Raw genomic sequence first — 24,879 nt, 5'->3', positions numbered from 1 at the left:
GCATCGGGCCGGGTCGCCGTGAATTCGTAATTGTATTGATGGGATCCCGCTGGGCAGGAATCAACTGCGCGCGCGCCTTGCCAGAAGCCATTGCCACTGTCAAAGACCCGCGCTTCATCCCTGCAACTCCAGCCGGAAGCCCGCTTGACCGCCCATCGCTTTACTCCCCGTGGCCCGCTGACCGGACGCATTCGCGTGCCGGGCGACAAATCGATCAGCCACCGCTCGCTCATGTTCGGGGCCTTGGCGGTCGGGACCACAACCATCCGCGGGCTGCTGGAAGGCGAGGACGTTCTGGCGACGGGCCGCGCGCTCGAGCAAATGGGCGCGAAGGTCCGCAAGGCGGACGACGGCACCTATAGCGTCGATGGCGTCGGCGTCGGCACGCTGCTGCAACCCGAAGGTGCGCTGGACATGGGCAATTCGGGCACGTCGACGCGCCTCCTCATGGGCCTCGTCGCAAGCCACGGCATTACAGCAGCTTTTACCGGCGATGCGAGCCTTTCCAAGCGCCCGATGGGCCGCGTGATCGATCCGCTGTCGAACATGGGCGCGAGCTTCACCCCCTCCCCCGGCGGCACGCTGCCGCTGATCATGGAGGGGATGCAGCCAGCCGTCCCGATGACCTATCGCCTTCCTGTCGCAAGTGCGCAGGTGAAGAGCGCCGTGCTGCTGGCTGGCCTGAATACGCCCGGCACGACGACAGTGATCGAGCCCGTCCCCACCCGCGACCACACGGAACGCATGCTGCGCGCCTTCGGTGTCGAAGTCACGGTCGAGGAAATTGACGGCGAAAAACACATCTCCGTCACCGGACCGGTCGATATGTCTCCCTGCGATATAGAAGTGCCGGGCGACCCCTCTTCGGCAGCATTCTTCGCCGTGGCGGCAAGCATCGTGCCGGGAAGCGACCTCGTGATCGAGAATGTCGGCCTCAACCCTACGCGCGACGGTATCTTCCGCGTCCTGAAACAGATGGGCGCAGACATCGACTATCTCGACCCGCGCGAAGTCGGCGGCGAGCCTGTCGCTGATTTGCGCGTGCGCCATGCGCCGCTCACCGGCATCGAGGTCGATCCCGACATCGCGCCCAGCATGATCGATGAATTCCCGGTCCTCTTCGTGGCGGCCGCCATGGCGAAAGGGGCCACGATTACCAGCGGGCTCGAGGAACTGCGCGTCAAGGAAAGCGACCGGCTGTCCGCCATGGCAGCCGCGCTCAAGCTCGCCGGAGCGAAAGTGCAAGAACGCGAAGACGGATTGCTGATTACCGGTTCGGGCGGCGAGCCACTGCCCGGGGGCGGCACGGTCACCACCCATCTCGACCACCGCATCGCGATGAGCATGGCGGTCGCAGGCCTCGCCAGCGAAACCGGCGTCGAGATCGACAGCACCGAACCCATCGCAACAAGCTTCCCCAACTTCACTGCGCTGATCGACGAGGCATCGGCATGATCAATCTCGACTGGGCATCCATGGTCGGCTTCGTCGGCACGGCCTGCATCATCGGCGCCTATGCCTACCTGACCTACAAGGAAGAGCCGAACCCGTTCATCCTGCATGGCACCAACCTGACGGGCGCCGCCCTGCTGACCGTCTCCCTGGTGGTGCACACCAACTGGCCGAGTCTGGTGCTCGAAGGTTTCTGGGCAGCGATCGCGATCTGGGGCTTGGCGAAAGCGCTCAAGGCGCGCAGGAAAAGCGCATGAGCCGGAAGTTGCTGTATATTTATGCGGCGATCAGCAGTTTCGCCGTCCTCACCTATGTTTCGCGGGGTGGAGGCACGCTCGAACCAGGACAGGCCGCTGCCGCAATCTTCTTCGTTGTTCTCGCGGGTCCGGTCATCAAGTGGTGGTGGGATGAACGCGACAAGGCTCTCCAACGCAGGCGGATCGAACAGGAAAAGGCGAAGGAGGACACGGAATGATCATCTCCGTCGACGGACCGACCGCCTCGGGCAAAGGCACGATTGCCAAGGCCCTCGCCGAGCATTTCGGGCTACCCCATCTCGATACCGGACTGCTTTATCGCGCGGTCGGTCGGCAGGTCTTCCTGGACGGAGGCGATCCCGACAACGGAGCCGACGCACTGGCGGCCACCAGCTTTCCCGACAGCCTCTTGGGCGATCCGCACCTGCGCGATGAAGCGACTGGCGGTCTTGCAAGCCGCGTGTCCATCCATCCCGCCGTGCGCGAGGCCTTGTTCGAACGACAGCGCGCTTTCGCAACACGCGACGGCGGCGCAGTGCTCGACGGACGCGACATCGGCACGGTGATCGCTCCCGAGGCAGACGCGAAGCTGTTCGTGACGGCCAGCGTGGAAGCGCGCGCGCGCCGCCGCTTCCTGGAAATGCGCGACCGGGGTGCGGGCGTTACGCTGCTGGAGATACAGGACGATTTGCGCCGCCGCGACGAACGCGATCGCAACCGGGCTGTCGCTCCACTCGTCCCGGCAGAAGACGCCATGGTGATCGACACCAGCTCGCTCGACCGCGAGGAGGCGATCGCCGCGGCAATCGCGGCGGTCGAAGAAGCAATCAGCTCCTGAGCGGCGCCTGCGCCGGGCCCTGCTCGACCTTGCGCTGCAAGTCCTGGCAGAGACCAAGCGCGAAAAGCCCTTCCGCCACCATGAACAGCGGCCCGACCAGCAGGCTGCGTATGTCGTCGACGAATGCCGGTTTGCGCCCCTCGTAATGGTGGCCGACGAACTGGAACAGCCATCCGACCACGAAGAGGCCGATCCCCCCGCCAAGCCAGGCAAGGTCGGACACCTGCGCAATCTGGTGACCTGCGAAGGCGAACACCGCGAGAAGTAAAGTCATCAGCGCGCCGAACTTGAGGTCGAGCCTGAGATACCACAGCGCCGCGAGGACGTTCGCGACGATCGCCGGCGTGAGCACCATGCCGGACACGTCCCAGACGGGCCGAGAAAGCAGGATTTCCACCGACAGCACGATCATCGGGATGCCCAGCGCGTGCGTGAGGACATTGCGATGATCGCGATGGAATTCGCGATAGCTGGCGAGCGATTGAACGAGAGCGGTCATGGTGTGTTTCGTATCACCTCGACCGGCCAGCGCAAAGACGGTGCGGGAACGCCGTATTTCCTTGCTTTCCGGCCCACATTGGCCTAGGCGCGCGCCCGTTCACGAAACCTGCTGGATTCGATGGACCTTCGCAGCGGCATACGGCTCTGCGGAGATCACGGCCCTCTTGCCCCGTACGGCCCGTGCAATGGTGCACAGGCAGACGGAGAAAGACCCCGGTAAAACCGGTGGCCGGTAGCAAAACGAACGTTAGGACTACACAACCTATGGCAACCTCAGCCAATCCTACCCGCGACGATTTCGCGGCAATGCTCGACGAGCAACTCGGTGGCGCCGATGACGGCGGCTTCGAAGGTCGCGTCGTCAAGGGCACCGTCACTGCCATCGAAAACGGCATGGCGCACATCGATGTCGGCCTGAAGAGCGAAGGCCGCGTCGACCTCAAGGAATTCATGCGCGGCGAAGACGACCACGGCCTCTCGGTCGGTTCGGAAGTCGAAGTTTTCGTCGACCGCATCGAGAACGCCGACGGCGAAGCCATGCTGTCGCGCGATCGCGCACGTCGCGAAGCTGCCTGGGACAAGCTTGAAAGCGAGTTCGGCGAAGGCAAGCGCGTCGACGGCCGCATCTTCGGCCGCGTCAAGGGCGGCTTCACCGTCGACCTCGACGGTGCCGTGGCCTTCCTGCCCGGTTCGCAGGTCGACATCCGCCCCGTGCGCGATGTCACCCCGCTGATGGACATGCCGCAGCCGTTCCAGATCCTGAAGATGGACCGTCGTCGCGGCAACATCGTCGTTTCGCGTCGCGCCGTGCTCGAAGAAACCCGTGCGGAACAGCGCAGCGAACTGATTGACAAGCTGGCTGAAGGCCAGGTCATCGACGGCGTCGTGAAGAACATCACCGACTACGGTGCATTCGTCGACCTCGGCGGCATCGACGGCCTGCTTCACGTCACCGACATGAGCTACAAGCGCGTCAACCACCCCAGCGAGATGATCGAAATCGGCCAGACCGTGACCGTCCAGATCGTCCGCATCAACGAAGACACCCAGCGCATCAGCCTCGGCATGAAGCAGCTGGAATCGGATCCGTGGGACGGTGTCGCAGCCAAGTACCCGGTCGGCATGAAGATGACCGGTACGGTTACGAACATCACTGAGTACGGCGCATTCGTCGAAATCGAGCCGGGCATCGAAGGCCTGGTCCACGTTTCGGAAATGAGCTGGACCAAGAAGAACGTCCACCCCGGCAAGATCGTCTCGACCTCGCAGGAAGTCGAAGTCATGGTCCTCGAAGTGGACAGCGAAAAGCGCCGCATTTCGCTCGGCCTCAAGCAGGCCCAGCGCAATCCGTGGGAAGAATTCGCTGAAGCGCACCCCGTTGGCGCCAAGGTCACCGGCGAAGTCAAGAACGCCACCGAATTCGGTCTCTTCATCGGCCTTCCGGGCGACGTCGACGGCATGGTCCACATGTCCGACATCGCATGGGGCATCTCGGGTGAAGACGCGCTTGCCCTGCACCGCAAGGGCGAGGAAGTCGAAGCCGTCGTTCTCGATGTCGACATCGAGAAGGAACGCATCAGCCTCGGCATGAAGCAGCTCGAAAAGGGCGCTCCGACCGAAGCAGGCGCAGGCAGCTCGCTCCGCAAGAACCAGGTCGTCACCGTCACCGTCCTCGAAGTCCGCGATGGCGGTCTCGAAGTCCAGGTCGGCGAAGATGGCGCAACCGGCTTCATCAAGCGTTCGGACCTCGGCCGCGATCGTGACGAACAGCGTCCCGACCGTTTCCAGCCCGGCGCGAAGGTCGATGCCATGGTCACCGGCTTCGATCGTTCGAAGAAGCCGACCTTCTCGATCAAGGCCCGCCAGATCTCGGAAGAGAAGGAAGCGGTTGCACAGTTCGGTTCGTCGGATTCGGGTGCATCGCTCGGCGACATCCTCGGCGAAGCACTGAAGAAGAAGGAAGACTAAGCTCTTCCTGCCTTCTCGAGGCTAATCAGGAAGGCCCGCTTGCTCTCAGGAGCAGGCGGGCCTTTCCCTTTGGCGCGGGGGAGCTTACGTTCCCTGTCCTAAAGTAGCGCAGCGTTAAGACAGACCGAAACACATGCTAGAAGTCCACCAGTTCCCCTGCCTGTCCGACAATTACGGATTCCTCCTCCACGATCCCGATAGCGGGGAGACCGCGGCGATCGACACGCCCGACGGGGCGGAATACCTGAGGCAGGCCGAGGCCAAGGGCTGGACCATCACCCAGATCTGGAACACCCACTGGCATCCCGACCATGCAGGCGGGAACAAGGCTATTGTCGAAGCGACAGGGGCGAAGGTAATCGCTCCGCAGGAGGTCGAGAAGCTGAGTCCGATCGACCGGGTGGTCGGCAATGGCGACAGCGTCGAGCTCGGCGAGTGCAAGGCCCGCGTGATCGATGTGTCGGGCCACACCAACGGGCACATCGCTTACCATATCGCCGAAGCCGATACGGCCTTCGTGGGCGACAGCGTGTTCGCGCTGGGCTGCGGCCGGATGTTCGAGGGCGAGCCGGAGCAGTTCTGGAACAGCCTCGACCGGATCCGGCAGCTTCCAGACAACACCCAGCTTTACTGCGCACACGAATACACCGCCGCTAACGCGAGGTTCGCCCTGCATGCGGATCCGGACAATACCGAACTGCAGCTCTACGCCGCGCGCGTAGAAGAGAAGCGCGCCAAGGGCGAGCCGACAGTGCCGACAGTGCTGTCGCGAGAACTCGCTACCAACCCGTTCCTGCGCGCGGACAGCGCCGAATTACGTGACCGCTGGGGTGGCAGTTCACCTGCGGAAACCTTCGCAGCACTTCGCGCAGCCAAGGACAGTTTCTGACGATGAGTATCAAGGGATACCACGCTCACATCTATTTCGATGAGAGCGAGCTGGCGCAGGCCCAAGAATTCGCTGCTGCCGCACGCGCCGCATTCGGCGTTCCGGTCGGGCATTTCCACACCAGGCCGGTCGGACCCCATCCGCGCGGATCGTGCCAGCTCACACTCAGGGCCGACCAGTTCGGTCCTTTCGCCTCTTGGGCGGTAGAGAACCGCGGCGACCTTACTCTTTTCGTGCATGGCCTCAGCGGCGACGACCTGGCCGATCACACGCGGCACGTCATCTGGTTCGGCACATCCGAAGCACTCGACCTATCGATCTTTGCCTGAAATGAAGGCAGTTCGCGTCCATGACCTGACGGGCGACCTGTCCGGCGTCGAATTGGTCGACATTCCAGATCCTGTGCGCACAGAAGGCGAAGTGCTGGTTCGCGTCCGCGCTGCATCGCTCAATTATCCAGACCTCTTGATGACGCAGGGCAAGTACCAGTTCAAACCGGAGCTTCCCTTCACCTCCGGCCTGGAGATGGCCGGCGAGGTTATTGCGGCGGAACCGGACAGCGGGTTCGTGCCGGGTGACCGGGTGATGGGCGGTGCCAAGACCGGCGCCTTTGCCGAATCCATCGCCCTGCCCCCCTCCGCCCTCAGGCATATACCCGAGGGGCTGGACTTCCCTCAGGCCGCAGCGATGGGTGCCGCCTATCAGACTGCATATGTCGCGCTGGTCGAATTGGGCAAGCTAGAGGCTGGCCAGACGATCCTGGTCCATGGGGCAAGCGGCGGGGTCGGCCTGGCTGCATGCGATCTCGCGAAGGCCCTCGGAGCGAAAGTGATCGCGGCATCCCACTCCGCAGGCAAGCTGGACCGCCTGGCTGCAGCTTCCGGTGCCGAAGCCGTTATCAGCAATCAGGGCCGCTTTCGCGAGGATGTGTCGGCGCTCACGAACGGGCGGCTTTGCGACCTTGTGTTCGATCCAGTCGGTGGCGATGTCTTCGACGAGAGCACACGCTGCGTCACCTTTGGCGGCAAGCTGCTGGTCGTCGGCTTCGTGGCGGGACGCATTCCCGAAATCGCCGTGAACATCCCACTCATCAAGGGCTTCTCGATCGTCGGTGTGAGAGCGGGCGAATACAGCCGCCGCTTCCCGGAGCGAGGCGCGCGGATCGCTCAAGAACTCGACGATCTGGCCAGCAGCGGCAGAATCACGCCGCATATCGACCGTATCTTGCCGATGTCGAAATGGCGGGAAGCCTTCGAAGCGATGCAGTCGGGCGAAGTCTTCGGAAAGATCGTGCTGGAACCCTGATCTGCGCTCCCCGGACCGCGAGCCCGGCCCCTTCCCTTCAAACAACGAAAAAGCGCGCGAAACCCGAGGCTTCGCGCGCTATTTCCGTGTCGCTTGAGAGCGAGATCAGATCCCGGCGATAACCTTGTCGGCCAGTGCCTTGTCCGCTTCCGCATCGTGCTTTTCGGCGATCAGCTTGCGGCTGGCCGAAGTGGCAGCCAGCGCTGCGCGATTGCGGACGTCTTCGACGGCTTCGCGTTCGGCAGCAGCGATCTTGTCTTCCGCCATGCGCTTGCGGCGTTCGACCATCGCCTTGCTGTCGGCTTCCGCCTTTTCCAGGATCGCATCGGCTTCATGCTGGGCATTCTCCAGCATGGCTTCGGCGTCCTTTTCGGCACCGGCAATCTTGTCGGCATACTCCTTGCGAAGCGCTTCTGCTTCGGCACGAAGCTGCTTGGCTTCGTCGAGCTGCTGCTTGATCGCTGCGATCTTGCCGTCGAGGCCGCCTGCGATCGTCTTGTGCACCTTGGCACCGAAGAAGGCGAACAGGAGCAGGACCAGCATGGAAATCGAGACCCACTGGTAGGGCGCAAGGCCCCACAGCATCGGCTCTACATGCTTGCCGGCACCGGCGTCGACCTCGACAGTGGCTTCTGCAGCCTCGGTCGCAAACACTTCGGGAACAGTCGTGTTAGCCATTTGCCATGGCCTCCTTCACCGCCTTGGTTGCGACAGGCTTGGTAACCTTGACGCCGGCAAGCGTCTTGACGATGTCCTGCGCAGCTTCGACGGCAACGCTTTCGACTTCTGCCAGCGCTTCCGTCCGGGCGTCGCCGATCCGAGCTTCCGCATCGGCCAGCTTCTTGTCGATACGCGTTTGCGCCGCCTTCAGCTTCTTCTCGGACTTGGCCGCAGCCTCGTCCTTGGCCTTGGCAACGATTGCCTGCGCGGCAGCGCGGTTCTCGTTCTCACGCACCCGCCATGCCTCTTCCTGCTCGTCGGCAGCATCGCGCGCGGCCTTGGCAGCGGCGAGGTCGGCAGCGATCTGGCCATCGCGTTCAGCGACGGTACTCATCACCTTGGGCACCATGAGGTTGCCGACAACGAAGAAAGTGATGCCGAAAAACACGAGCAACCAGAAAACCTGGCTGGACCATGTATCGGCAAGCTGTGCTATCTGTGGCATCTCAGCTCTCGAAAAGCGGGTACGGGAAATTCAATGCACCGGCCGGGTCAGACCCGACCGGCGCGATCTCGATTGTCGTCGATTAGGCGACGAAGATCAGGATCATGGCAACGACGAACGCCAGCAGGCCGAGAAGCTCGGCAGCGGCGAAGCCGATGAACAGGCGGCCCTGCTGGCCGTCGGCAGCACCCGGATTGCGCAGCGCGCTTTCGAGGAACGAACCGAAGACGTTACCAACGCCGATCGCAGCCATACCGGCACCGATCGCCGCGAGGCCCGCACCGATGAGCTTTGCAGCTTCCATTTCCATGACAAACTCCTTTGGGAAAAACGTGTATTGTTGAAAGGTCTTAGTGAAGGTTTTCGGCGTCGTTGATGTACAGTGCAGTCAACAGCGCGAAGACGTAGGCCTGGATACCGGCGACGAGCAGTTCGAGCGCGCAGATGCCGATCATCAGGATGAAGCTTGGGAGGCCGACGAGGAGGCCGAAGCCTACGCCGGCGTTGGTGCCGTCGATTACGAAGCTGGAAAGGACTTCCAGCAGGACGTGGCCGGCCATCATTGCAACGAAAAGTCGCAGGGCCAGGCTGAACGGACGGACCATGAAGGAGATGAATTCGATCGGTGCGATGACCGGGATCATCGGCAGCGGCGTGCCGTGCGGCACGAAGAGGCTGAAGAAGTGGAAGCCGTGCTTCCAGAACCCGACCAGCAGGACGATCGAGAAGCTGATGATTGCGAGCACACCGGTGACGGTGAAGTGGCTCGTGAAGGTGAACGGGTGAACGCCCACGACACCGAGCGGCAGGAGGCCGAGCAGGTTCGCGAAGAGGATGAACATGAACAGGCTGAAGACGTAAGGCACGTATTTGCGCCCTGCCTTGCCGATGTTCGCTTCGAGCATGTTGTCGATGAAGCCGGTGAAGGTTTCCACCATCATCTGCCAGCGGCCCGGGACCAGCTGGCGCCTCATTCCGCCCAGCACGAAGAGGAAGAGCACCACGGTCGTGATGAGCATCCACATTGCACTGTTGGTGAAGGCGATGTTGAAGCCTTCGCCCAGGGCCCACTCATCCGAACCGCCGAGCGGCTTGATGGTGAACTGGTACATCGGATCGACTTTGGCCTGTTCGGCTGCCACGTCAGTTAGTCCTTCAAATCCTGTAACGAAAGCCCCGGAAATCCTTGCGGATTATTCGCCGGGGCCCTGATTTGCCGCGCGGATGATGTTCCTGAAAGCCACGACTATCCCGAGGAACAGCCCGACCAACAGACCCCACGGGTCGGTGCCGGTAAAATAGCCGATGGCATATCCGATCACCGTACCGCCAAGAAGCCCGCCGAGAAGATCCGCCAATACCCGGTTTCCACTGCGATAATTCGCATCGGCTCCGGAGCCTTGGGGTCGGTTACGCTGCTCTTCGCGCTGCTGGGCGGCTGCTAGCCGTTTTTCCAGCGCGTCGATCCGCGCATCCTCCTCGATGGGTTCCCGTGCGGGTTTGTCTTCGCTCATGCCTTGCTCCTTACTACAGGGGGTTGCGCGGCACGCGCAGGGACTTGCCCGCCAAGGGCGCCGCCCCCTTAGAAGGGGGGCATTGGCGAGTCAACACGAAGGGGGTGTGAATTGCGTGTTTCTAGGACTTAGTGACTAGCGTTCCGCAGGCAGCCCGCTTCGTGCACCCGCCAAACGGCCTTACGGGCAACGCGAATCGCGCATGGGAGCCGCGCTGGTACGGGTCTGCCAGGTGCCGTCGGGTGCCTGGTATTTTTCGCCCGGGGTAGTGGCGAGAATCGCCTGGCAACCGGCCGTCAGCGCGTACTCTTCCAGAGTTGCGTTATTCGCCTGCGCACGCTCTGCATAAACGGCGCGGCGCTTGATGTTGATATCGTTGACGACGCGGCGCAATTCGGCGGTTTCCGCGCCGACGATGCCGAGATAGCCGTCCATCTTCTCACCGACCTGCCCGGCCGCGCGCGCCGCGGCATAGGCGGGGTCGCGCTGGGCGAAAGCGGGAGATGCGATGCCGCCAAGCGCGGTTGCGACGGCGGCCGCACCGAGTGCAGTCTTGATAATCGACCTGGTCATATGTTCACCCATCAAAAGATATCCGCATTATTCTCGATCGTGTCGCCGGCATCTTCGGCAAGCCGATAAATCACTTCCTGGCGGATATTGACGTTCAACTCGATCACGATCGGCTCGGTCGGTGCCTCGACTGTGATGCACCCACCCAGCGCGAGCGGAACCGCCGCAATCGCCAATAACCGTCTGCCCATCGTGGCCCCCGTGATCTGCATGAATTCGCTTGTCGCAAGGGGCGAAGGGTCAGTCAAATATGCTCGTATCATCGCGCATCCTCGCTTTCCTGGTCCTGAATGGTGGGTTCATCCGGAATGACATCTTCCGGGTCGACTTCGGGTGCGGCTTCCTCGCCGGTGATGGAACGGCGCAACAGGCGCTGCCCGTCGTCGCTCAGCAATCCCAGCTCACGCGGGTCGCGGACGGCCGAAGGGTCGTAGAGCGCCTTCATGGAGGTCAGCAGCTGATAGAATTGTGCGCGGATGTTGATCCGGAACTGGATCGGCAGCTTGGCGATCTGGCGGGTGATGATGTTGCGTTTCGCGCCCTCGCCCTGCTGCACGCCGTCGAAGCGCACGCGAGTAACGATCTCGCCCGCAAGCGGTCCTTCCATAACCACGCGCATTTGCGAGTAATCCATGCTTCGCAGCGCATCGAAGGCGAAATTGGCGATTGCCGAGAGGTCTTCGTAGGTCAGGTCGCCGACATAGGAGAGATTGCCTCCCGGCTGCCGCGAAATGAGAATGCCTTCGTCGATCCGGCCATTGCCGTCGCTGTCGAACACGATCGGGACCGTCCCGTCGAATGTGCCGGTGGCGGAGATGTTCTCCAGCTCCATCTGGGCGACGAACTGCGCCGCTTCCAACCCGATGATCTCGAAAACGTAGCGACGCTCTTCCTCGACACCGAGGTTGAAGTCGAAGTCTCGCAGGACAAGGCGTCCGCCCATGAAGGGCCAGCTGCCGCCTGCAATGGCAAGGACTTCGCCGTTTCGAAGCGCAAACTCGATTTCGCCGTCCAGCACCTCGACCCCCGGGTTGATCGACGCGACGCGCAGCTTCTGGCCGGGAGCGGTCGTCAGATTGAGGAGGTCGGTGAAACGGATAGTCCCGCTTGCGCCTTTTACCGGGCCGAAGGCGGCCGCAAAATCGAGGCTGTCGGTCGAAAACGCGCCGCTGCTGGTCACCTCTCCATCGGCGGACCAGGCGATGCGCCCTTCCCCGTCGATAGACCCTTGCGCATTGGCAATTACGCCGAGCGCGAGCGGCGTGAGGTCCGCGAATTGCAGCCGGTCGTTGAACAGCAGGTCGTCCACCACCAGCCGCGCCGATCCTGCTCCCGTGCCGAGATTATGGTCGATATCCACTGCGGTAACGAGACGGTCGCTCTCCGGCTCGCGCAGGTCGGCCTGCGCGGTGATGATATTGTCGCGCAGGGCGAGCGATGCCTCGCGCGCTTCTAGCGGTTCGAACCGGTCTGGCTCTGCCCTATCAAGCAGGCGGAACGCGGCATCGGCAATCGCAAAGACCCCGCCCGCATAGGACCAGTCGCCGCGGGCGTTGCGGATATCCAGCGGCACGGATGCAAGGGTGATCTCGGCATCGGAGAAATTACCTTCGATATTCTCGCCAAGCCGCGCATCCAGATCGGTGATCGCAAAACGGCTCGCCGTAGCCTCGGGGCCGAGCACGACATCGAGATCGCGCGCCTTCACCACGCCGGGCCAGGCGAAGGCGACCGGCCCGCTGGCAATGCGTATCGGCGTATCCGCGAGGGTTCCCCTCACGTCCAGTTGCGGCGCACCCGCAGCAAGCTGCAACCCGCTGGACGAGTAAGCGAGGATCGGTTTGCCGGGCGGCGGGCACAGGGTCAGGCCTGGACCTTCGATATTGAGGTTCGACACGGCTAGCCGGCGGAAAGACAGGCGCGTACAATCCCGCCATAGGGCCAGGCTGCCACCGGGCTCATATCGGCCCGACACCGGCATCGACAGACCATCGATCGCGCCGCCCGGAAGCGGCCCGCTTGCCTCGATTTCGCCCGAAAAGCCCAATGCGCCGCGATCGGACTGGACGATCGACAGGCTCGGAATGGCGAGGCGCGCCACGCCTGCTTCATAGGGGGCCATGGACAGGCGGAATGCAGGTCCGCTCTCGGTTCTTCGCTCCATCCGCCCGGAAATGCGCGGGATGCCGGGTCCGCCGGTCGCCAGATTGCCCGAATAGCGCATCGGCGTATCGCCCTGCCTGCTCGCCTCAAACCGCGAAACGGACAGCAGCCTTGCGCCCTGCCCGCCGCGAACTTCGGCTTCGGGAACGAGCAGGGTCAGCGCATCGTCCGTCCGGCTCACACGAATGCGACCCTGAAGCGAGCTGCCCCGGGTCTGCGCCTGCAATGCGGCAGCGATTTTCCGCGCGATCGGTTCGACCAGCGTACCCTCGCCGGTGCTCGCAAGGCTCTCCACCGATGCGATCAGCGCAGGCCCGAGCCGCAGGCCATTGCCTTCGACAGTGCTGTCGATCTCGATGCGCGAGAAGCCATCCCTGCCGCGCACATCCCCATCGGCGGTCAGCAGCGCTGCCATGACCTGTTCGTTGGCGACGCCGCGGGCAGCAATCGTATAGCTTCCGGCAAGATCGTCATCCCTTAGCTGCACGCGCAGGTTCCCTGACAGGGACTGGGCCGCAACGCCCGGAAGCGTGAATGCATCGGTATCGAAACGGGCAGCGATCTTTGGATCCGCCAGCGAGGGTTCGAGGTCCGCTTCCAGCTGTGCGACGACGTTCGCGACCGTCACGCCGTCATCCCCGCAGGCAAGCTCTTCGACTCGCAAGGGACCGTTGAAACCGGGTGCTCCTGCAGCCGTCGTGATTTCACCGAACAGCGTCGCTCCCGACAGGTCGCAGCCCGACGCGGTGAAATCGGGCGCGGTGGCCGCAAGGACACCCGCGAATCCGTCACGCAGCGGACCTGCGCCTTCCAGCTTCAATCCCACATTGCCGAAATCGGTTTCGAGTAGGCCGCGCCCGTCGCGAATGGAGAGGCGTAACTCGGGCAATCCCGTCGATTCGCCGCTATCGTCGAAAACGATCGGGTCGAGTGCACCGAAACTCAGCTGCCCGTCGCGATACGTGCCGAACAAGCGCGGCGCGACCAGTTCGACGCTGCCGACCGACGGCAGGCCCAAGCGGTGCTCCAGTTCGAGAATGACCTTCTCGGCCGTGAAATCCGGCCTGTCAGGATCGCCGACCACCACGTTGCGAAGGATTTGCGTCTGCCCGCCGATCCGTTCGATCTCGTACGTCGCTTCGACCCCGTATGCGTCGAGCTGGTCGCGGATAAAATCGTCGGCGATGGATTCGCGGCTCGACCACGCGGTCAGCGACAGGGCCAGCAGCACCAGCAGCGTAAGGCCGGGCGCGGCATAGCGTTTCTTGCGCCACCGCGGCCGGGAATCGGAATGTGGGGGCGGTGCGACCTCTTCCATCGCGTGCACACTTGCGCCCATCGCAGCGCGAAGGCAATGCAAGCATTTGAAAGGTCGCGCTTCGGGGGTCGAATTTGCCGCAGGAAACCAGCAATGCAAAGCCGCATGCCGGCGCCGGTCATCGCGAGCGGTTGCGAAGCCGCCTGCTTAACGGCGGCGCGGAGGCGTTGGCCGATTACGAGCTGCTCGAATACCTGCTTTTCGGCGCATTCCGGCAAGGGGATACCAAACCGCTGGCAAAGCGCCTGATCGAACGGTTCGGCTCCTTCTCCGGCGTGCTGAATGCGGACCCGGGTGCCTTGGCGCAGGTAAAGGGCATGGGCGATGCCAGCGCCGCCACATTGCACGCCATTGCCCTGTCGGCCCGCCGCATGGCGCGCGGCGAAATCGAACAGCAGCCCGTGCTCGGCAGCTGGCAGGCCCTGATCGATTATCTCGCCATCGACATGAGCCATTTGAAGCACGAGCGCGTGCGCGTGCTCTACCTCGACACCCGCAACCGGCTAATTCTCGACCACCTGGCGGCAGAAGGATCGGTGGACGAAGCGGCGATCCATCCGCGCGAGGTGATCCGCAAGGCCTTCGACATCGGTGCGTCGGCCCTGATCCTGGTCCACAACCACCCGAGCGGCGACCCCGAACCCAGCCGCGCGGACATCCAGATCACCAACCGGATCGCCGAGGCGGGCCGCCTGCTCAACATCACCGTGCACGACCACGTGATCATGGGGCGCGGCAGCCACGTATCGCTGCGCGCCAAGGGCTTGATCTAGGCTGTACCCTCAGTTCTTCGGGACGACCCCGTGCATCGCATATTTGGCCGCCAATTCTGGTGCCATGCGCAGCGCCCGCTCGACATCCGTACGGCCGGCCTTGTCACCTTTTTCAAGGCGCACGATACCGCGCAGGTATAGCGATGCGGACAGGCCCGGCGCCAGTTCCAGAGCGCTGTCGAGGTCGCTGAGCGCAGCGTCGTAATCGCCCATCCGGTAGCTGACCATCGCCCGGCTATCGAGCATCGGCGCGCTGTTCGTCGCGCGTTCGATGGCTTTCGTGCAGGAAGACAGGGCGGTTTCCGGCTGGATATTGAACAGTCCGCGGAACCAGCAATCCGCATTCAGGACCGACGCATTGGTCGGCTTGTCCGCCACCTGCTCTTCCAGCGCTGCAATCGCATCGTCCGTGCGACCGGCGAGACCGGCAACGGTGGCGAAGGTACTGGCGTATGAGCCTTCCTCATCGTCGCTGACGGGAAGGTCTGCCAGCAGGTCGAGTGCCTCGTCACGCTTTCCGCCGTAAGCCAAGAGCTCTGCGAGATTGAGCGCGAAATACGTGCTCGGGTCCAGGTCATAGGCGGCCTGTGCATCGGCAATTGCGGCCTCGCGGTCGCCGAGCGCCTCGTGGACTCCGCCGCGCCAGCTATGCAGATATGCGCTCGGCTGATTGGCGATGAGCGTGTCGAGGTCGGCAAGCACTCCGTCCCAGTCGAAAATCTGCGCCTTGAAGGTCGCACGCTGGGTAAGCGGCCCCCAGTCGTCGGCGGCCGAGAAATCCACGGCCCGGTCATAAGCATCGAGGAGCGGTTTCACGCGCTTGGCCAAGGTGGCGCTATCGATTTCCCAGCGCCATGCGAAATCCTCTGGCGCAAGTACCTCGGCCTCCAGCGCGTTGAGCTGGCGCACCTTGCGCTTATGCGCCGGAAGCTCGGACGCGGGGATTTCGCCTAGGTCGTTCCATACGTCGACGCTGAAACGGATGACATTCCCTTCAATAGCGCGAGTGCCGTAGATGGCGGTATTCGCAAAGCCTTCGTCGATTACGGCATCGCCGGTTGCCTCGAAATTGTCCATTCCCTCCGGCAGGATGACGGAGGCGTTGACGCGGTTGTATTGAGGGCCGCCGGTCTGGACCGGAATGTTGCGCCATTCGGCACGCGCACGGTCGGGATTGAAGGCGAACTTGTCGGTCTGGTCCGATGCGAGGCGCATCCGCCCGTCAGCCCAGGAAAAGTCGCTGGCCATGATGCCTTCGGCGGTCAGGATCCCTACGGCCCGGTCGTCGTCATAGGAAAGGGAAACCGATGTCAGCGCCCCGCCCGGCCCCGACGCGAAACTCGAAGCGAAACGCTTGAGCTGCTCCTCGTCGGCTTCATCCGCAGCCGCCCTGAGCGTTGCTCCCTGCGGTCCTGAAATTTGCATCGTCAGCGAAAAGAGCGCGGGAAAATCGATCCCGGCCGAATAATCCGAGGTCGCTTCCATCACCATGTCCGGCGACGCCTTGCGCCGCTGAGTCATCGGGACGAGGTCCGCCCCCGCTTCGGGCAATGGCAGGGCATAGAAGAATGCCGGGACTTCGCCGATGTTGGACAAGCGCGTTGCGGTGCTGGTGCCATCGAGCCAGTAATCCGTGCCGTCGATGTTTGCGCGCACGATCATATGATCGAAATTGCCAGGGATCGGCAGCAATTCGGGGATCGCATCGCCTCCCCTGGTGGAGACAAGCACCGGGATCGCGTCGATACCCATTTGCGACAGCAGGGAGTACAAAAGGACCGACTTGGCCTTGCAGTCTCCGTAGCGCTTCTCCCACGTCTCGTCAGCCGACTGCGGCATGTAATTGCCGCCATCGAGACCATTGAGAAGGTAGCTCACCTCGTCCTGAACCAGCCGCACTGCCAAGGCCGTGCGCTCGAGCGGATCGCTGGTAGCGGCCATGATTTCGCGAGCCTTGGCGGCGACGTCGCTGTCGTCAGCGACCTCGGCCGCTGCCTGGTAATGCGGAGCGAAGGCGCGCGACAAATCCTGCCAGTCCGCGAAGGTCCCGACCCGCAAAACCGGATCGCGATTGAAGCGCGACGGGGCATCGCCAGGCATATCGGGAAGCTCGTCTATCGGCAGCGCGATAGTGAGCGTCTTATAGCCGTCGACCACTACAGGAGGCTCTACACCGGCTACATCTTCGGCCCGCCAGTATACTTCACTATCTTGCGGCCAGCTGACGATCGCCCGTGAGAAGCCGACCTGCCACGGTTCCTGGAAAAGGTACTGCGACGCCTGCATTTCATCGCCGAGCGCCTGGTCGTCTACCGTGACCGAGTGCGTCACCCGCAGGATGTCGTCGACCTGCAAGCCCGACACGGCAAGCGTTGCGGTAAGCTGTCCGTCGAGCAGACGCTGCTCAAGGCCACGTTCGCGGCGGATAACTTCGAATTGTGTCCCTCCGCCGATGACATCGATGCTCTGGCCTGCGCGGATGATCTCGACCCGATGCACAGTCAGGTCGCCCTTGTCGGGCAGCCAGGAAAGCGAAACAGTCCCGTGGTCCATGAGTAACTCGGGATTGTCGATGCGGATCGCGGCATCTTCGTATTCGGTGACGACACCATCCTCGAGGCGCTGCTGCCAGTCGTAGATCAGCGTCGACGGCGCGTCCTCCACGTCGACAAGGTCAAGCGTTGCAGCGTCAACCCAATCGGGCGCCGGTCCATAAAGAACGGCTTCACCCGCATTGGCAGGAGCCGCCAGAATAATGGCCATCGCGGCCGATGCAGCCAGGCTTGTTCGAGAAATCGGAAGTATCGTCTGATCGTTCATGCAGAACAACTTACCGCAATTGGAACTACATGCAATGACAGTGAGTGGGACTGGGAAACCGCCTGTTCACCAATATTTCGAATGCATGCCGCCGCTCCCCTTGCCAGCGCGCGCGCCCTTGCCTAGCGCGCTGCCCTGCACCCCAATCACAAGACTCGGAGTCGACCGATGGTCCCCCGCTATGCCCGTCCAGCCATGACCGCCATCTGGGAGCCGGAGGCGAAGTATCGCATCTGGTTCGAGATCGAGGCGCACGCGACCGAGAAACTCGGCGAGCTTGGCGTCGTCCCCAAAAGCGCGGCAAAGGCCCTTTGGGACTGGTGGGCAACCGACCCCAAGATCGACGTCGAAGCGATCGACGCGATCGAAGCGGTAACCAAGCACGACGTGATCGCCTTTCTCACTTGGGTCGCGGAAAATGTCGGCGACGAAGCGCGCTTCATGCACCAGGGCATGACCAGTTCCGACGTGCTCGACACGACACTGGCGGTCCAGCTGGCGCGTTCGACCGACCTGCTGCTCGAAGACCTCGACCAGCTGCTGGCCGCGATCAAGCGCCGCGCCGAGGAACACAAATATACCCCCACTATCGGTCGCAGTCATGGCATTCATGCAGAGCCGGTAACCTTCGGTCTCAAGCTCGCGCAGGCCTATGCCGAGTTCGATCGCTGCAAGACCCGTTTGCTGGCTGCGCGCGAGGAAATCGCGACCTGCGCGATCTCCGGCGCGGTCGGCACCTTCGCCAATATCGATCCGAGCGTGGAAGAATATGTCGCGGAAAAGCTGGGCCTCAAGCCGGAGCCGGTTTCCACGCAGGTCATTCCGCGTGATCGCCATGCCATGTATTTCGCCACACTCGCGGTGATCGCCGGATCGATCGAGCGCGTTGCGGTGGAAATCCGCCACTTGCAGCGCACCGAAGTTCTCGAGGCCGAGGAATTCTTCTCGAAGGGGCAGAAGGGCTCGTCGGCAATGCCGCACAAGCGCAACCCGATCCTGACGGAAAACCTGACCGGCCAGGCCCGCATGATCCGCGCCTACGCCCTGCCGGCACTCGAAAATGTGGCGCTGTGGCACGAGCGCGATATTTCGCATTCCTCGGTCGAGCGGTTCATCGGCCCCGATGCGACCATCACGCTCGATTTCGCTCTCGCGCGCCTCACCGGCGTGGTCGACAAGCTGCTCGTCTATCCTGAGCGCATGCAGGCCAACATGGATCGCATGGGCGGCCTCATCCATTCGCAGCGCGTCCTGCTTGCCTTGACCCAGAACGGCGTGAGCCGCGAGGACGCCTATCGCCTCGTCCAGCGCAACGCGATGAAGGTGTGGGAATCGGATGGCAGGCTGATGCTGCTCGACCTGCTCAAGCAGGACGAGGAGGTGACCGCTGCGCTGACGAACGAGCAGCTCGAGGAACGCTTCGACCTCGATTACCACTTCAAGCAGGTCGACACGATCTTCGACCGCGTTTTCGGCTGAGCCTTGCGGCACGTCTGGTGTGCGCCTAGCATTGCCGGAAAACCGGTGAGGGGTAGCTAAGAAATGCAAATCGTCCGAACGATCCTGTGGATTGCACTGCTGGTGGCGATCCTCGCCTTTTCCTTCGGCAATTGGGACAAGCAGATCGATGTGCGCATCTGGCCTGGCATCGTCTGGGACACCCGCGTGCCTGCCCTCGTCATCGTGTCTTTCCTGATCGGGATCGTGCCGATGTGGCTCTATCATCGCGGAGTACGCTGGCGTCACACGCGCCGGATCACCGCGCTTGAGCAAGCGACTTCGCAAATGGTGGCACCGCGTGCCGACGATCGCCCCGCACCTACGCCAGCGGCCTCGACTGTCGCCGAGCCTGCCAATCCTGTAAATCCGGAATCAGACACGCGGTCATGAGCAACCCTGTCTATCTCGCTCTCGACGTCCCTCGCCTGCGCGATGGAGTTGCGCTGGCAGAAAAGGTCAAGGCGCACGTCGGCGGGATCAAGCTGGGACTGGAATTCTTCTGCGCGCATGGCGCGCACGGAGTACACATGATCGGACAGCTCGGCCTGCCGATCTTCCTCGATCTCAAGCTATACGACATCCCGAACACGGTGGCCGGTGCGATGCACGCGATCCACCAGCTCGAACCTTCGATTGTAACCATCCATGCCAGCGGCGGACGCGCGATGATGGAAGACGCGAAGGCTGCTGCGGGAGAGAACACGAAGGTAGTCGGCGTCACTATGCTCACCAGCATGGATGACCGCGATTTGCAGCGCACCGGCGTCCAGGGCACGGCGCACGATCAGGTCATGCGTCTCGCGGAACTTGCCAAAGACAGCGGGCTCGACGGGATCGTGTGTTCAGGTCACGAGGTGAAAGCCGTACACGACCAATGGAAAGACGGCTACTTCGTCGTCCCCGGCTTGCGTCCGGCTGGCAGCGCGATGGGTGACCAGAAACGCGTTGTGACACCACGCCAGGCGCGCGATGACGGCGCCAGCGTCCTCGTCATCGGACGGCCCATCAGCCGGGCGGACGATCCCGCCGAAGCGGCCCGCGCGATCGAGGCCACTCTTTGACTTCCATTATCGAGGCATCCCTTGCGGATGCCGCCGAGATCAAGCTCCTCATAGAGAGCGCCTATCGCGGCGACAGCGCGCGGCAGGGCTGGAACCACGAAGCCGACCTCCTCGACGACGAACGCACTTCTCTCGAAGAGATCGAGCGCCTCATCGAAAGCGAGAAGGTCAGCTTCCAGCTGGCCCGGGGCAATGCCGGAGCGCCGATCGGCTGCGTTGCCGTGACACAGCTCGACGCGGCAAGCGGCTATCTCGGCATGCTGTGCGTCGCGCCAACGATGCAGTCGGGAGGGCTTGGCGGAATGCTGCTCGAAGCGGCTGAACTGGCAGCTTTGAAACGCGGTATAGAAACGCTGGAGATGACCGTGATTACGCAGCGTTCCTCCCTTATATCCTGGTACGAGCGGCGCGGATATGAACGGACGGGCGAAACGCGCCCTTTCCCGGTCCCGCGCGATCCGCCATTGGAATTCGCCGTGCTGGCAAAGCGGCTTTCGCACTCCTAGGTTCTGCTCATGACCAGCGTAGCCATCAAGATTTGCGGGATTTCAACCCCTGATGCCCTCGACGCGGCGATAGCGGCCCGAGCGGATTTCATTGGACTGGTGTTTTTCCCGCCATCCCCGCGCAACGTCGATGGCCATGCTGCGGCGGCACTGGCGGCGCGTGCAGGTTCGTCCATCGGGCGCGTCGGCCTGTTCGTGGACGCGGACGACGGTCTCATTGCCGAGAGCGTCAGGGCCGGCCGCCTCGATGCCATCCAGTTGCACGGCGAAGAAACTCCGGAACGCGTCGCGCAAGTGAAGGATCGTTTCGGTTTACCCGTCTGGAAAGCGATTCCCGTGGCAACCGCCAAAGACGTCGAGAATGTTCAGGCGTATAGAGGGATCGCCGATCTGCTCCTGTTCGACGCGCGGACGCCGAAGGACGCGGCGCTCCCGGGTGGCATGGGGCTCAGTTTCGACTGGTCGCTCTTGTCCGGCTGGCGCGGCAGGCCTGGATGGGGCCTTGCAGGCGGGCTTTCCCCCGCAAATGTCGCAGATGCGCTGGAGCGGACGGGCGCGCCATTGCTCGACACTTCCTCTGGTGTAGAGACCGCGCCCGGCCAGAAGGACCCGGAATTGATCCGCGCCTTCTGCGATGCAGCGCGCAACGCTTGACGCGCTGCACAATCCTGCTATGCGCGCGCCTTCGCTAGTTGGCTCCGCACCCCGGTGAAGCGGTAGCCGCGCTGGAACAATCTTCCAGCGGTGCGATGCCGGGTTGGATGGCGGACATTGGGTCCGCTCAGCAAATTGAAGGAAAGACTTATGTCGAAGCGCAAGAGCGCCAAGTACAAACTCGACCGCCGGATGGGTGAAAACATCTGGGGTCGTCCGAATTCGCCGGTTAACAAGCGTTCCTACGGCCCCGGCCAGCACGGTCAGCGCCGCAAGAGCAAGATGAGCGACTTCGGCCTGCAGCTGCGCGCCAAGCAGAAGCTCAAGGGCTACTACGGCGACGTGACCGAGAAGCAGTTCAAGCGCACCTACAAGGAAGCGTCGGCCATGAAGGGCGACACCGGTCAGAACCTGATCGGCCTGCTCGAACAGCGTCTCGACATGGTCGTCTATCGCGCCAAGTTCGCTCCGACCATCTTCTCCGCCCGTCAGATCGTGAGCCATGGCCACATCTACCTCAACGGCGTGAAGACCAACATCGCATCGGCCCGCGTCAAGGTCGGCGACGTCGTCAGCCTCGGCAGCAAGGCCAAGGAAATGGCTCTCGTCATCGAAGCGCAGAGCCTGCCCGAGCGTGAAATTCCCGATTACGTCGCACCCGACGGCAACGACAAGGTGACCTTCACCCGCGTGCCGAAGCTCGACGAAGTGCCCTACCCGGTCACCATGGAACCGAACCTGGTCGTCGAATTCTATTCGCGCTGATCACTTCGGCAACGAAACACGAAAGGGCGGTCCTGCGGGGCCGCCCTTTTTCGTTTCTATTCGTCGCATTTTCAAGAAGTTGTCGGAACCAGTCACGGACCTGACGTTGTGTCGATGCTATGGTCTTCTATCGCTTCGTGACACGCAATCGCATCGGCAAATGGTATACCTCGCTCACCGATGCACAGCGCAATGCAAACGCAATCGGCGCCGGATTCACGGGGCCCGGCGGAAGCTTCATGGCTTATCGCGGGACGATCCTGGAAATGCAGGAAAAGCCCGGTCAGCGCGAATGGGCCAAGCGCAAGGACCAGTAGATCAGCGCGACGATAATCGCTGTGATGAGGCCACCCCAGAACCAGTACGGCAGGAACAGCGCCTGCGCGATATGACCGGTGTCCGATAGCTGCGGTCTCCCGCCGAGCATGCCGCCCTCGCTGAACAGGTAGCCAAAGTCGCGATAGATGCTGATGCAGCCCTGCACGCCAAGGAACTGGACCGCGAAATGTCGTTGGTTGGCCTGTGCTTTGAAAGCGAACCAGAGGCAGGCCAGCCCGACCGCGGGCAGGACCAGCCATCCGGTGAGGGAACGCACCCAGATAAGGGTCGAGATCAACAACACCCCGCCCAGCACAACCAGAGCAATCCGTGTAGCGCGCCTCGTGCGTGAGGACAGGATGAGCGCGCATCCTGCGAATGTCGGCCCCAAGAGCCCGGCGGCTGCGATCAGGGCACTCGATAGTCTGGACGGCTCGCCCTCGGACAGGTGCGCAGCATAGCCCGAACCGTTGGGGAAAATGACCAAGCGCTCGAATTCGTGGCCGAATGCCATCGCCGCAAGGCCGTGGCCCATTTCATGAAACCAGGTCGACAGGATCGTGAACGGGTAGAGCAGATATCCGCCGTAAGGCGAATGCCACAGTAGGATCGTGACGATCGCCATCACCACCAGCGCGGTTATCTCGCTGCGGTCACTGGAGCCAAGCCCTCCCCCCGAACGCCATCTCGTCATGTAGAGCCTTTCGCAGCCATCACGCCGGAATTTCCTCGCCGTCATAGGCGAAGCACTTCCCGCTGTCCGAAGGGCTCAACGAGCCCAGAACATCGAGCAGCATCCCCGCCGAATAGTCCGGCGTGAACAGCTTGCCTTCCGGAACATTGCGCTGGAACGGCTCGCTCAGCCGCGTGTCGACCGTGCCGGGATGGAGGCCGACGCAGAACGCCTCCGGCTTCTTGCGCGCCAGTTCGATGGATAGGCTGCGCACCATCATGTTGAGCGCGGCCTTGCTCGCCCGATAGGCGTACCAACCGCCGAGCCGGTTGTCCGAGATGCTCCCCACCCTCGCCGACAGCGCCGCAAAGCCGCCTCGGCGATCGTCGGGCAGGAGCGGCAGGAAATGCTTGGCGACCAATGCAGGACCGGTGACGTTGATTGCAAAATTGCGCGCGAAGTTTTCCGCGTCGAGGTGTCGCCAGTCCTTTTCGGGGCCACTACCCTCCTCGTGGAGAAAGCCCGTGGCGACGAAGACGAGGTCGATTGGCCCGTTCTCGCCAGCCCGTTCCGCAGCATCCGCGATGCTGCCTTCGTCCTCGATGTCGATGCGTGCGCTATCGCCGGATCGGGCATACCGCAGGACCGTGGTTCCACCCGCCTCAAGCTTGTCGGCGATCGCTGCGCCAATGCTGCCGGATGCGCCGATCACAGCTGCGCGGCGCCATGTCACTGCTTGGCGTCTCCGAGGTAATCCCAGCGAAAATCAGCCGCAAAGGCAGCGAAAGTACCGCCACCAATCGCATCGCGCATGGCCTGCATCAGCTGCTGGTAGAATGCGATATTGTGTTCGGTCATCAGCATGGCTCCGAGGATTTCGCCCGACTTCTGCAAGTGATGGAGATAGGCACGCGAATAGGTCGCGCAAACCGAACAGGCGCATTTCTCGTCTAGCGGTCCCGTGTCCTCGGCGAACCGCGCATTGCGAAGGTTGAGCGGGCCATGCCAGGTGAATGCCTGACCGTTCCGTCCCGACCGGCTCGGCAGGACGCAATCGAACATGTCGACCCCGCGCTCGACCGCGCCGACGAGGTCGTCCGGCTTGCCGACGCCCATCAGGTAACGCGGCCGATCCTGCGGCAATTGGCCCGGCGCGAAATCGAGCGTGGCGAACATCGCCTCCTGCCCCTCACCCACGGCAAGTCCACCGATTGCGTAGCCATCGAAGCCGATATCGGTCAGTTTCTCAGCGCTGATCTTGCGCAATTCCTCGTCGAGAGCGCCCTGCTGGATACCGAACAGGGCGGATCGCTCGGCGTGCTCTCCGCCCGCATCGAACCCGTCCCGGCTCCGCTGTGCCCAGCGCATCGACATTTCCATGCTCGCCGCAATTTCGTCACGCGGACGATCGGCGCGCGGACACTCGTCGAATGCCATCACGATGTCCGAGCCGAGCAATCGCTGGATCTCCATCGAGCGTTCGGGGGTAAGCATATGCTTCGACCCGTCGATGTGGCTGCGGAACTCGACACCCTTTTCGGTAAGCTTGCGCAGGTCCGACAGGCTCATGACCTGGTAACCGCCGCTGTCAGTCAGGATAGGCCGGTCCCAGTTCATGAACTTGTGGAGGCCGCCCAGCCTGGCGACACGCTCGGCACCCGGGCGCAGCATAAGGTGGTAGGTGTTGCCAAGGATAATGTCCGCGCCTGTTGCGCGCACCGTCTCCGGCTTCATCGCCTTAACCGTGGCGGCGGTGCCTACGGGCATGAAGGCGGGCGTGCGGATATCTCCGCGCAGCATGGAAATCCGCCCGGTACGCGCAGCGCCGTCCGTCGCGTCGATCGTGAAGTCGAACCGATTGGCCAT

The 24,879-nt window shown here is 62.8% G+C and carries 29 protein-coding genes; 16 read left to right on the top strand and 13 right to left on the bottom strand.

Annotated features, from left to right (window positions below; genetic code table 11):
- Window positions 1-144 precede the first annotated feature (144 nt).
- From aroA to LCM24_RS11760, 4 genes are read left to right on the top strand one after another with little or no spacing between them, the layout of a single operon-like run.
- Window positions 145-1,455 (top strand): 3-phosphoshikimate 1-carboxyvinyltransferase, encoded by a 1,311-nt coding sequence (aroA, locus tag LCM24_RS11775; RefSeq protein ID WP_224804562.1) that lies wholly within the window; start codon window positions 145-147, stop codon window positions 1,453-1,455.
- Window positions 1,452-1,709 (top strand): CBU_0592 family membrane protein, encoded by a 258-nt coding sequence (locus LCM24_RS11770; protein WP_224804560.1) that lies wholly within the window; start codon window positions 1,452-1,454, stop codon window positions 1,707-1,709. The genes aroA and LCM24_RS11770 overlap by 4 nt, the downstream gene beginning before the upstream one ends.
- Window positions 1,706-1,927 carry a hypothetical protein gene (locus tag LCM24_RS11765; protein WP_224804558.1) on the top strand — a complete coding sequence of 74 codons (222 nt, stop codon included), beginning with the start codon at window positions 1,706-1,708 and terminating at the stop codon, window positions 1,925-1,927. The genes LCM24_RS11770 and LCM24_RS11765 overlap by 4 nt, the downstream gene beginning before the upstream one ends.
- A complete protein-coding gene (locus LCM24_RS11760) occupies window positions 1,924-2,547 on the top strand; it encodes a (d)CMP kinase (protein ID WP_224804556.1) in 624 nt (207 codons plus the stop codon). The genes LCM24_RS11765 and LCM24_RS11760 overlap by 4 nt, the downstream gene beginning before the upstream one ends.
- Here the strand turns inward: LCM24_RS11760 and LCM24_RS11755 are convergent.
- Complete coding sequence (locus LCM24_RS11755) at window positions 2,537-3,046, bottom strand: DUF962 domain-containing protein (RefSeq protein WP_224804555.1); 510 nt, start codon at window positions 3,044-3,046, stop codon at window positions 2,537-2,539. The genes LCM24_RS11760 and LCM24_RS11755 overlap by 11 nt on opposite strands.
- 266 nt (window positions 3,047-3,312) lie before the next feature.
- Between LCM24_RS11755 and rpsA the strand changes: the two genes are divergently transcribed.
- The 4 genes from rpsA to LCM24_RS11735 all read left to right on the top strand — a co-directional run bounded on the left by rpsA (window position 3,313) and on the right by LCM24_RS11735 (window position 7,210).
- Window positions 3,313-5,016 carry a 30S ribosomal protein S1 gene (rpsA, locus tag LCM24_RS11750; RefSeq protein WP_090479754.1) on the top strand — a complete coding sequence of 568 codons (1,704 nt, stop codon included), beginning with the start codon at window positions 3,313-3,315 and terminating at the stop codon, window positions 5,014-5,016.
- Window positions 5,017-5,149: 133 nt separating this feature from the next.
- Window positions 5,150-5,905, top strand: coding sequence for a hydroxyacylglutathione hydrolase (gene gloB, locus LCM24_RS11745; protein ID WP_224804553.1), 756 nt, complete (start codon window positions 5,150-5,152; stop codon window positions 5,903-5,905).
- A 2-nt stretch (window positions 5,906-5,907) separates the two neighbouring features.
- Window positions 5,908-6,234 (top strand): DOPA 4,5-dioxygenase family protein, encoded by a 327-nt coding sequence (locus LCM24_RS11740; RefSeq protein WP_224804551.1) that lies wholly within the window; start codon window positions 5,908-5,910, stop codon window positions 6,232-6,234.
- Window position 6,235: 1 nt separating this feature from the next.
- Complete coding sequence (locus tag LCM24_RS11735; RefSeq protein ID WP_224804549.1) at window positions 6,236-7,210, top strand: NADPH:quinone oxidoreductase family protein; 975 nt, start codon at window positions 6,236-6,238, stop codon at window positions 7,208-7,210.
- A gap of 105 nt (window positions 7,211-7,315) precedes the next feature.
- On the opposite strand, the gene LCM24_RS11730 is transcribed toward LCM24_RS11735, so the two are convergent.
- The 8 genes from LCM24_RS11730 to LCM24_RS11695 form a co-directional block, all read right to left on the bottom strand.
- Complete coding sequence (locus tag LCM24_RS11730) at window positions 7,316-7,888, bottom strand: hypothetical protein (RefSeq protein WP_224804547.1); 573 nt, start codon at window positions 7,886-7,888, stop codon at window positions 7,316-7,318.
- Entirely contained in the window at window positions 7,881-8,375 is a 495-nt protein-coding gene (locus LCM24_RS11725) for an ATPase (RefSeq protein WP_160594742.1), read from the bottom strand. The genes LCM24_RS11730 and LCM24_RS11725 overlap by 8 nt, the downstream gene beginning before the upstream one ends.
- Before the next feature lie 82 nt (window positions 8,376-8,457).
- The gene (locus tag LCM24_RS11720; protein ID WP_006832363.1) at window positions 8,458-8,685 is read right to left on the bottom strand and encodes a F0F1 ATP synthase subunit C; all 228 of its coding nucleotides are present in this window, start codon (window positions 8,683-8,685) and stop codon (window positions 8,458-8,460) included.
- A 40-nt stretch (window positions 8,686-8,725) separates the two neighbouring features.
- On the bottom strand, window positions 8,726-9,517 hold the full coding sequence (locus LCM24_RS11715) for a F0F1 ATP synthase subunit A (RefSeq protein WP_318247370.1): 792 nt from the start codon (window positions 9,515-9,517) through the stop codon (window positions 8,726-8,728).
- 51 nt (window positions 9,518-9,568) lie between these two features.
- Window positions 9,569-9,889, bottom strand: coding sequence for an AtpZ/AtpI family protein (locus LCM24_RS11710; RefSeq protein WP_224804545.1), 321 nt, complete (start codon window positions 9,887-9,889; stop codon window positions 9,569-9,571).
- A 180-nt stretch (window positions 9,890-10,069) separates the two neighbouring features.
- A complete protein-coding gene (locus LCM24_RS11705) occupies window positions 10,070-10,462 on the bottom strand; it encodes a YdbL family protein (protein WP_224804543.1) in 393 nt (130 codons plus the stop codon).
- An 11-nt stretch (window positions 10,463-10,473) separates the two neighbouring features.
- Window positions 10,474-10,653: a YnbE family lipoprotein gene (locus LCM24_RS11700; protein ID WP_090480285.1), complete on the bottom strand. Its 180-nt coding sequence runs from the start codon at window positions 10,651-10,653 to the stop codon at window positions 10,474-10,476.
- A gap of 68 nt (window positions 10,654-10,721) precedes the next feature.
- Complete coding sequence (locus LCM24_RS11695; RefSeq protein WP_224804541.1) at window positions 10,722-13,943, bottom strand: YdbH domain-containing protein; 3,222 nt, start codon at window positions 13,941-13,943, stop codon at window positions 10,722-10,724.
- A 74-nt stretch (window positions 13,944-14,017) separates the two neighbouring features.
- Here LCM24_RS11695 and radC point away from each other — a divergent pair, with 74 nt between their 5' ends.
- Window positions 14,018-14,716: a RadC family protein gene (radC, locus tag LCM24_RS11690; protein WP_224804539.1), complete on the top strand. Its 699-nt coding sequence runs from the start codon at window positions 14,018-14,020 to the stop codon at window positions 14,714-14,716.
- Between the two features lie 9 nt (window positions 14,717-14,725).
- Here the strand turns inward: radC and LCM24_RS11685 are convergent, their stop codons facing one another.
- On the bottom strand, window positions 14,726-17,479 hold the full coding sequence (locus LCM24_RS11685) for a DUF3857 domain-containing protein (RefSeq protein WP_224804537.1): 2,754 nt from the start codon (window positions 17,477-17,479) through the stop codon (window positions 14,726-14,728).
- A 225-nt stretch (window positions 17,480-17,704) separates the two neighbouring features.
- On the opposite strand from LCM24_RS11685, the gene purB reads away from it, so the two are divergent.
- The 7 genes from purB to LCM24_RS11650 all read left to right on the top strand — a co-directional run bounded on the left by purB (window position 17,705) and on the right by LCM24_RS11650 (window position 22,339).
- Window positions 17,705-19,015: an adenylosuccinate lyase gene (gene purB / locus LCM24_RS11680; RefSeq protein ID WP_090479782.1), complete on the top strand. Its 1,311-nt coding sequence runs from the start codon at window positions 17,705-17,707 to the stop codon at window positions 19,013-19,015.
- Between the two features lie 63 nt (window positions 19,016-19,078).
- The gene (locus LCM24_RS11675) at window positions 19,079-19,426 is read left to right on the top strand and encodes a hypothetical protein (protein ID WP_224804535.1); all 348 of its coding nucleotides are present in this window, start codon (window positions 19,079-19,081) and stop codon (window positions 19,424-19,426) included.
- Entirely contained in the window at window positions 19,423-20,097 is a 675-nt protein-coding gene (gene pyrF, locus LCM24_RS11670; RefSeq protein ID WP_224804533.1) for an orotidine-5'-phosphate decarboxylase, read from the top strand. Before LCM24_RS11675 ends, pyrF begins: the two co-directional genes overlap by 4 nt.
- A complete protein-coding gene (locus LCM24_RS11665) occupies window positions 20,094-20,603 on the top strand; it encodes a GNAT family N-acetyltransferase (protein ID WP_224804531.1) in 510 nt (169 codons plus the stop codon). Before pyrF ends, LCM24_RS11665 begins: the two co-directional genes overlap by 4 nt.
- Window positions 20,604-20,612: 9 nt before the next feature.
- A complete protein-coding gene (locus LCM24_RS11660) occupies window positions 20,613-21,257 on the top strand; it encodes a phosphoribosylanthranilate isomerase (protein WP_224804529.1) in 645 nt (214 codons plus the stop codon).
- A gap of 150 nt (window positions 21,258-21,407) precedes the next feature.
- Window positions 21,408-22,022 carry a 30S ribosomal protein S4 gene (gene rpsD / locus LCM24_RS11655; protein ID WP_090479793.1) on the top strand — a complete coding sequence of 205 codons (615 nt, stop codon included), beginning with the start codon at window positions 21,408-21,410 and terminating at the stop codon, window positions 22,020-22,022.
- Between the two features lie 119 nt (window positions 22,023-22,141).
- A complete protein-coding gene (locus LCM24_RS11650) occupies window positions 22,142-22,339 on the top strand; it encodes a hypothetical protein (RefSeq protein WP_224804527.1) in 198 nt (65 codons plus the stop codon).
- On the opposite strand, the gene LCM24_RS11645 is transcribed toward LCM24_RS11650, so the two are convergent.
- From LCM24_RS11645 to tgt, 3 genes are read right to left on the bottom strand one after another with little or no spacing between them, the layout of a single operon-like run.
- The gene (locus LCM24_RS11645; RefSeq protein WP_224804525.1) at window positions 22,306-23,034 is read right to left on the bottom strand and encodes a M50 family metallopeptidase; all 729 of its coding nucleotides are present in this window, start codon (window positions 23,032-23,034) and stop codon (window positions 22,306-22,308) included. The two genes, LCM24_RS11650 and LCM24_RS11645, sit on opposite strands and share 34 nt — an antisense overlap.
- A gap of 19 nt (window positions 23,035-23,053) precedes the next feature.
- A complete protein-coding gene (locus LCM24_RS11640; RefSeq protein ID WP_224804523.1) occupies window positions 23,054-23,746 on the bottom strand; it encodes an SDR family NAD(P)-dependent oxidoreductase in 693 nt (230 codons plus the stop codon).
- On the bottom strand, window positions 23,743-24,879 hold the full coding sequence (tgt, locus tag LCM24_RS11635) for a tRNA guanosine(34) transglycosylase Tgt (RefSeq protein ID WP_224804521.1): 1,137 nt from the start codon (window positions 24,877-24,879) through the stop codon (window positions 23,743-23,745). The genes LCM24_RS11640 and tgt overlap by 4 nt, the downstream gene beginning before the upstream one ends.

The organism is Qipengyuania aquimaris (assembly GCF_020171965.1).
Lineage (GTDB): Bacteria > Pseudomonadota > Alphaproteobacteria > Sphingomonadales > Sphingomonadaceae > Qipengyuania > Qipengyuania aquimaris_A.
The sequence above is the reverse complement of the archived record's forward strand: the minus strand, read 5'-3'. Positions and strand labels throughout refer to the sequence as shown.

Coding starts and splice junctions, on each gene's coding strand:
- LCM24_RS11645 (WP_224804525.1), bottom strand. CDS start 23,034: ATGACGAGATGGCGTTCGGGGGGAGGGCTTGGCTCCAGTGACCGCAGC.
- LCM24_RS11675 (WP_224804535.1), top strand. CDS start 19,079: ATGCAAATCGTCCGAACGATCCTGTGGATTGCACTGCTGGTGGCGATC.
- LCM24_RS11720 (WP_006832363.1), bottom strand. CDS start 8,685: ATGGAAATGGAAGCTGCAAAGCTCATCGGTGCGGGCCTCGCGGCGATC.
- purB (WP_090479782.1), top strand. CDS start 17,705: ATGGTCCCCCGCTATGCCCGTCCAGCCATGACCGCCATCTGGGAGCCG.
- LCM24_RS11705 (WP_224804543.1), bottom strand. CDS start 10,462: ATGACCAGGTCGATTATCAAGACTGCACTCGGTGCGGCCGCCGTCGCA.
- LCM24_RS11755 (WP_224804555.1), bottom strand. CDS start 3,046: ATGACCGCTCTCGTTCAATCGCTCGCCAGCTATCGCGAATTCCATCGC.
- LCM24_RS11735 (WP_224804549.1), top strand. CDS start 6,236: ATGAAGGCAGTTCGCGTCCATGACCTGACGGGCGACCTGTCCGGCGTC.
- LCM24_RS11660 (WP_224804529.1), top strand. CDS start 20,613: ATGACCAGCGTAGCCATCAAGATTTGCGGGATTTCAACCCCTGATGCC.
- LCM24_RS11710 (WP_224804545.1), bottom strand. CDS start 9,889: ATGAGCGAAGACAAACCCGCACGGGAACCCATCGAGGAGGATGCGCGG.
- LCM24_RS11730 (WP_224804547.1), bottom strand. CDS start 7,888: ATGGCTAACACGACTGTTCCCGAAGTGTTTGCGACCGAGGCTGCAGAA.
- LCM24_RS11650 (WP_224804527.1), top strand. CDS start 22,142: ATGGTCTTCTATCGCTTCGTGACACGCAATCGCATCGGCAAATGGTAT.
- LCM24_RS11685 (WP_224804537.1), bottom strand. CDS start 17,479: ATGGCCATTATTCTGGCGGCTCCTGCCAATGCGGGTGAAGCCGTTCTT.
- LCM24_RS11765 (WP_224804558.1), top strand. CDS start 1,706: ATGAGCCGGAAGTTGCTGTATATTTATGCGGCGATCAGCAGTTTCGCC.
- pyrF (WP_224804533.1), top strand. CDS start 19,423: ATGAGCAACCCTGTCTATCTCGCTCTCGACGTCCCTCGCCTGCGCGAT.
- LCM24_RS11770 (WP_224804560.1), top strand. CDS start 1,452: ATGATCAATCTCGACTGGGCATCCATGGTCGGCTTCGTCGGCACGGCC.
- LCM24_RS11760 (WP_224804556.1), top strand. CDS start 1,924: ATGATCATCTCCGTCGACGGACCGACCGCCTCGGGCAAAGGCACGATT.
- LCM24_RS11725 (WP_160594742.1), bottom strand. CDS start 8,375: ATGCCACAGATAGCACAGCTTGCCGATACATGGTCCAGCCAGGTTTTC.
- rpsD (WP_090479793.1), top strand. CDS start 21,408: ATGTCGAAGCGCAAGAGCGCCAAGTACAAACTCGACCGCCGGATGGGT.
- LCM24_RS11695 (WP_224804541.1), bottom strand. CDS start 13,943: ATGGAAGAGGTCGCACCGCCCCCACATTCCGATTCCCGGCCGCGGTGG.
- tgt (WP_224804521.1), bottom strand. CDS start 24,879: ATGGCCAATCGGTTCGACTTCACGATCGACGCGACGGACGGCGCTGCG.
- LCM24_RS11700 (WP_090480285.1), bottom strand. CDS start 10,653: ATGGGCAGACGGTTATTGGCGATTGCGGCGGTTCCGCTCGCGCTGGGT.
- gloB (WP_224804553.1), top strand. CDS start 5,150: ATGCTAGAAGTCCACCAGTTCCCCTGCCTGTCCGACAATTACGGATTC.
- LCM24_RS11740 (WP_224804551.1), top strand. CDS start 5,908: ATGAGTATCAAGGGATACCACGCTCACATCTATTTCGATGAGAGCGAG.
- rpsA (WP_090479754.1), top strand. CDS start 3,313: ATGGCAACCTCAGCCAATCCTACCCGCGACGATTTCGCGGCAATGCTC.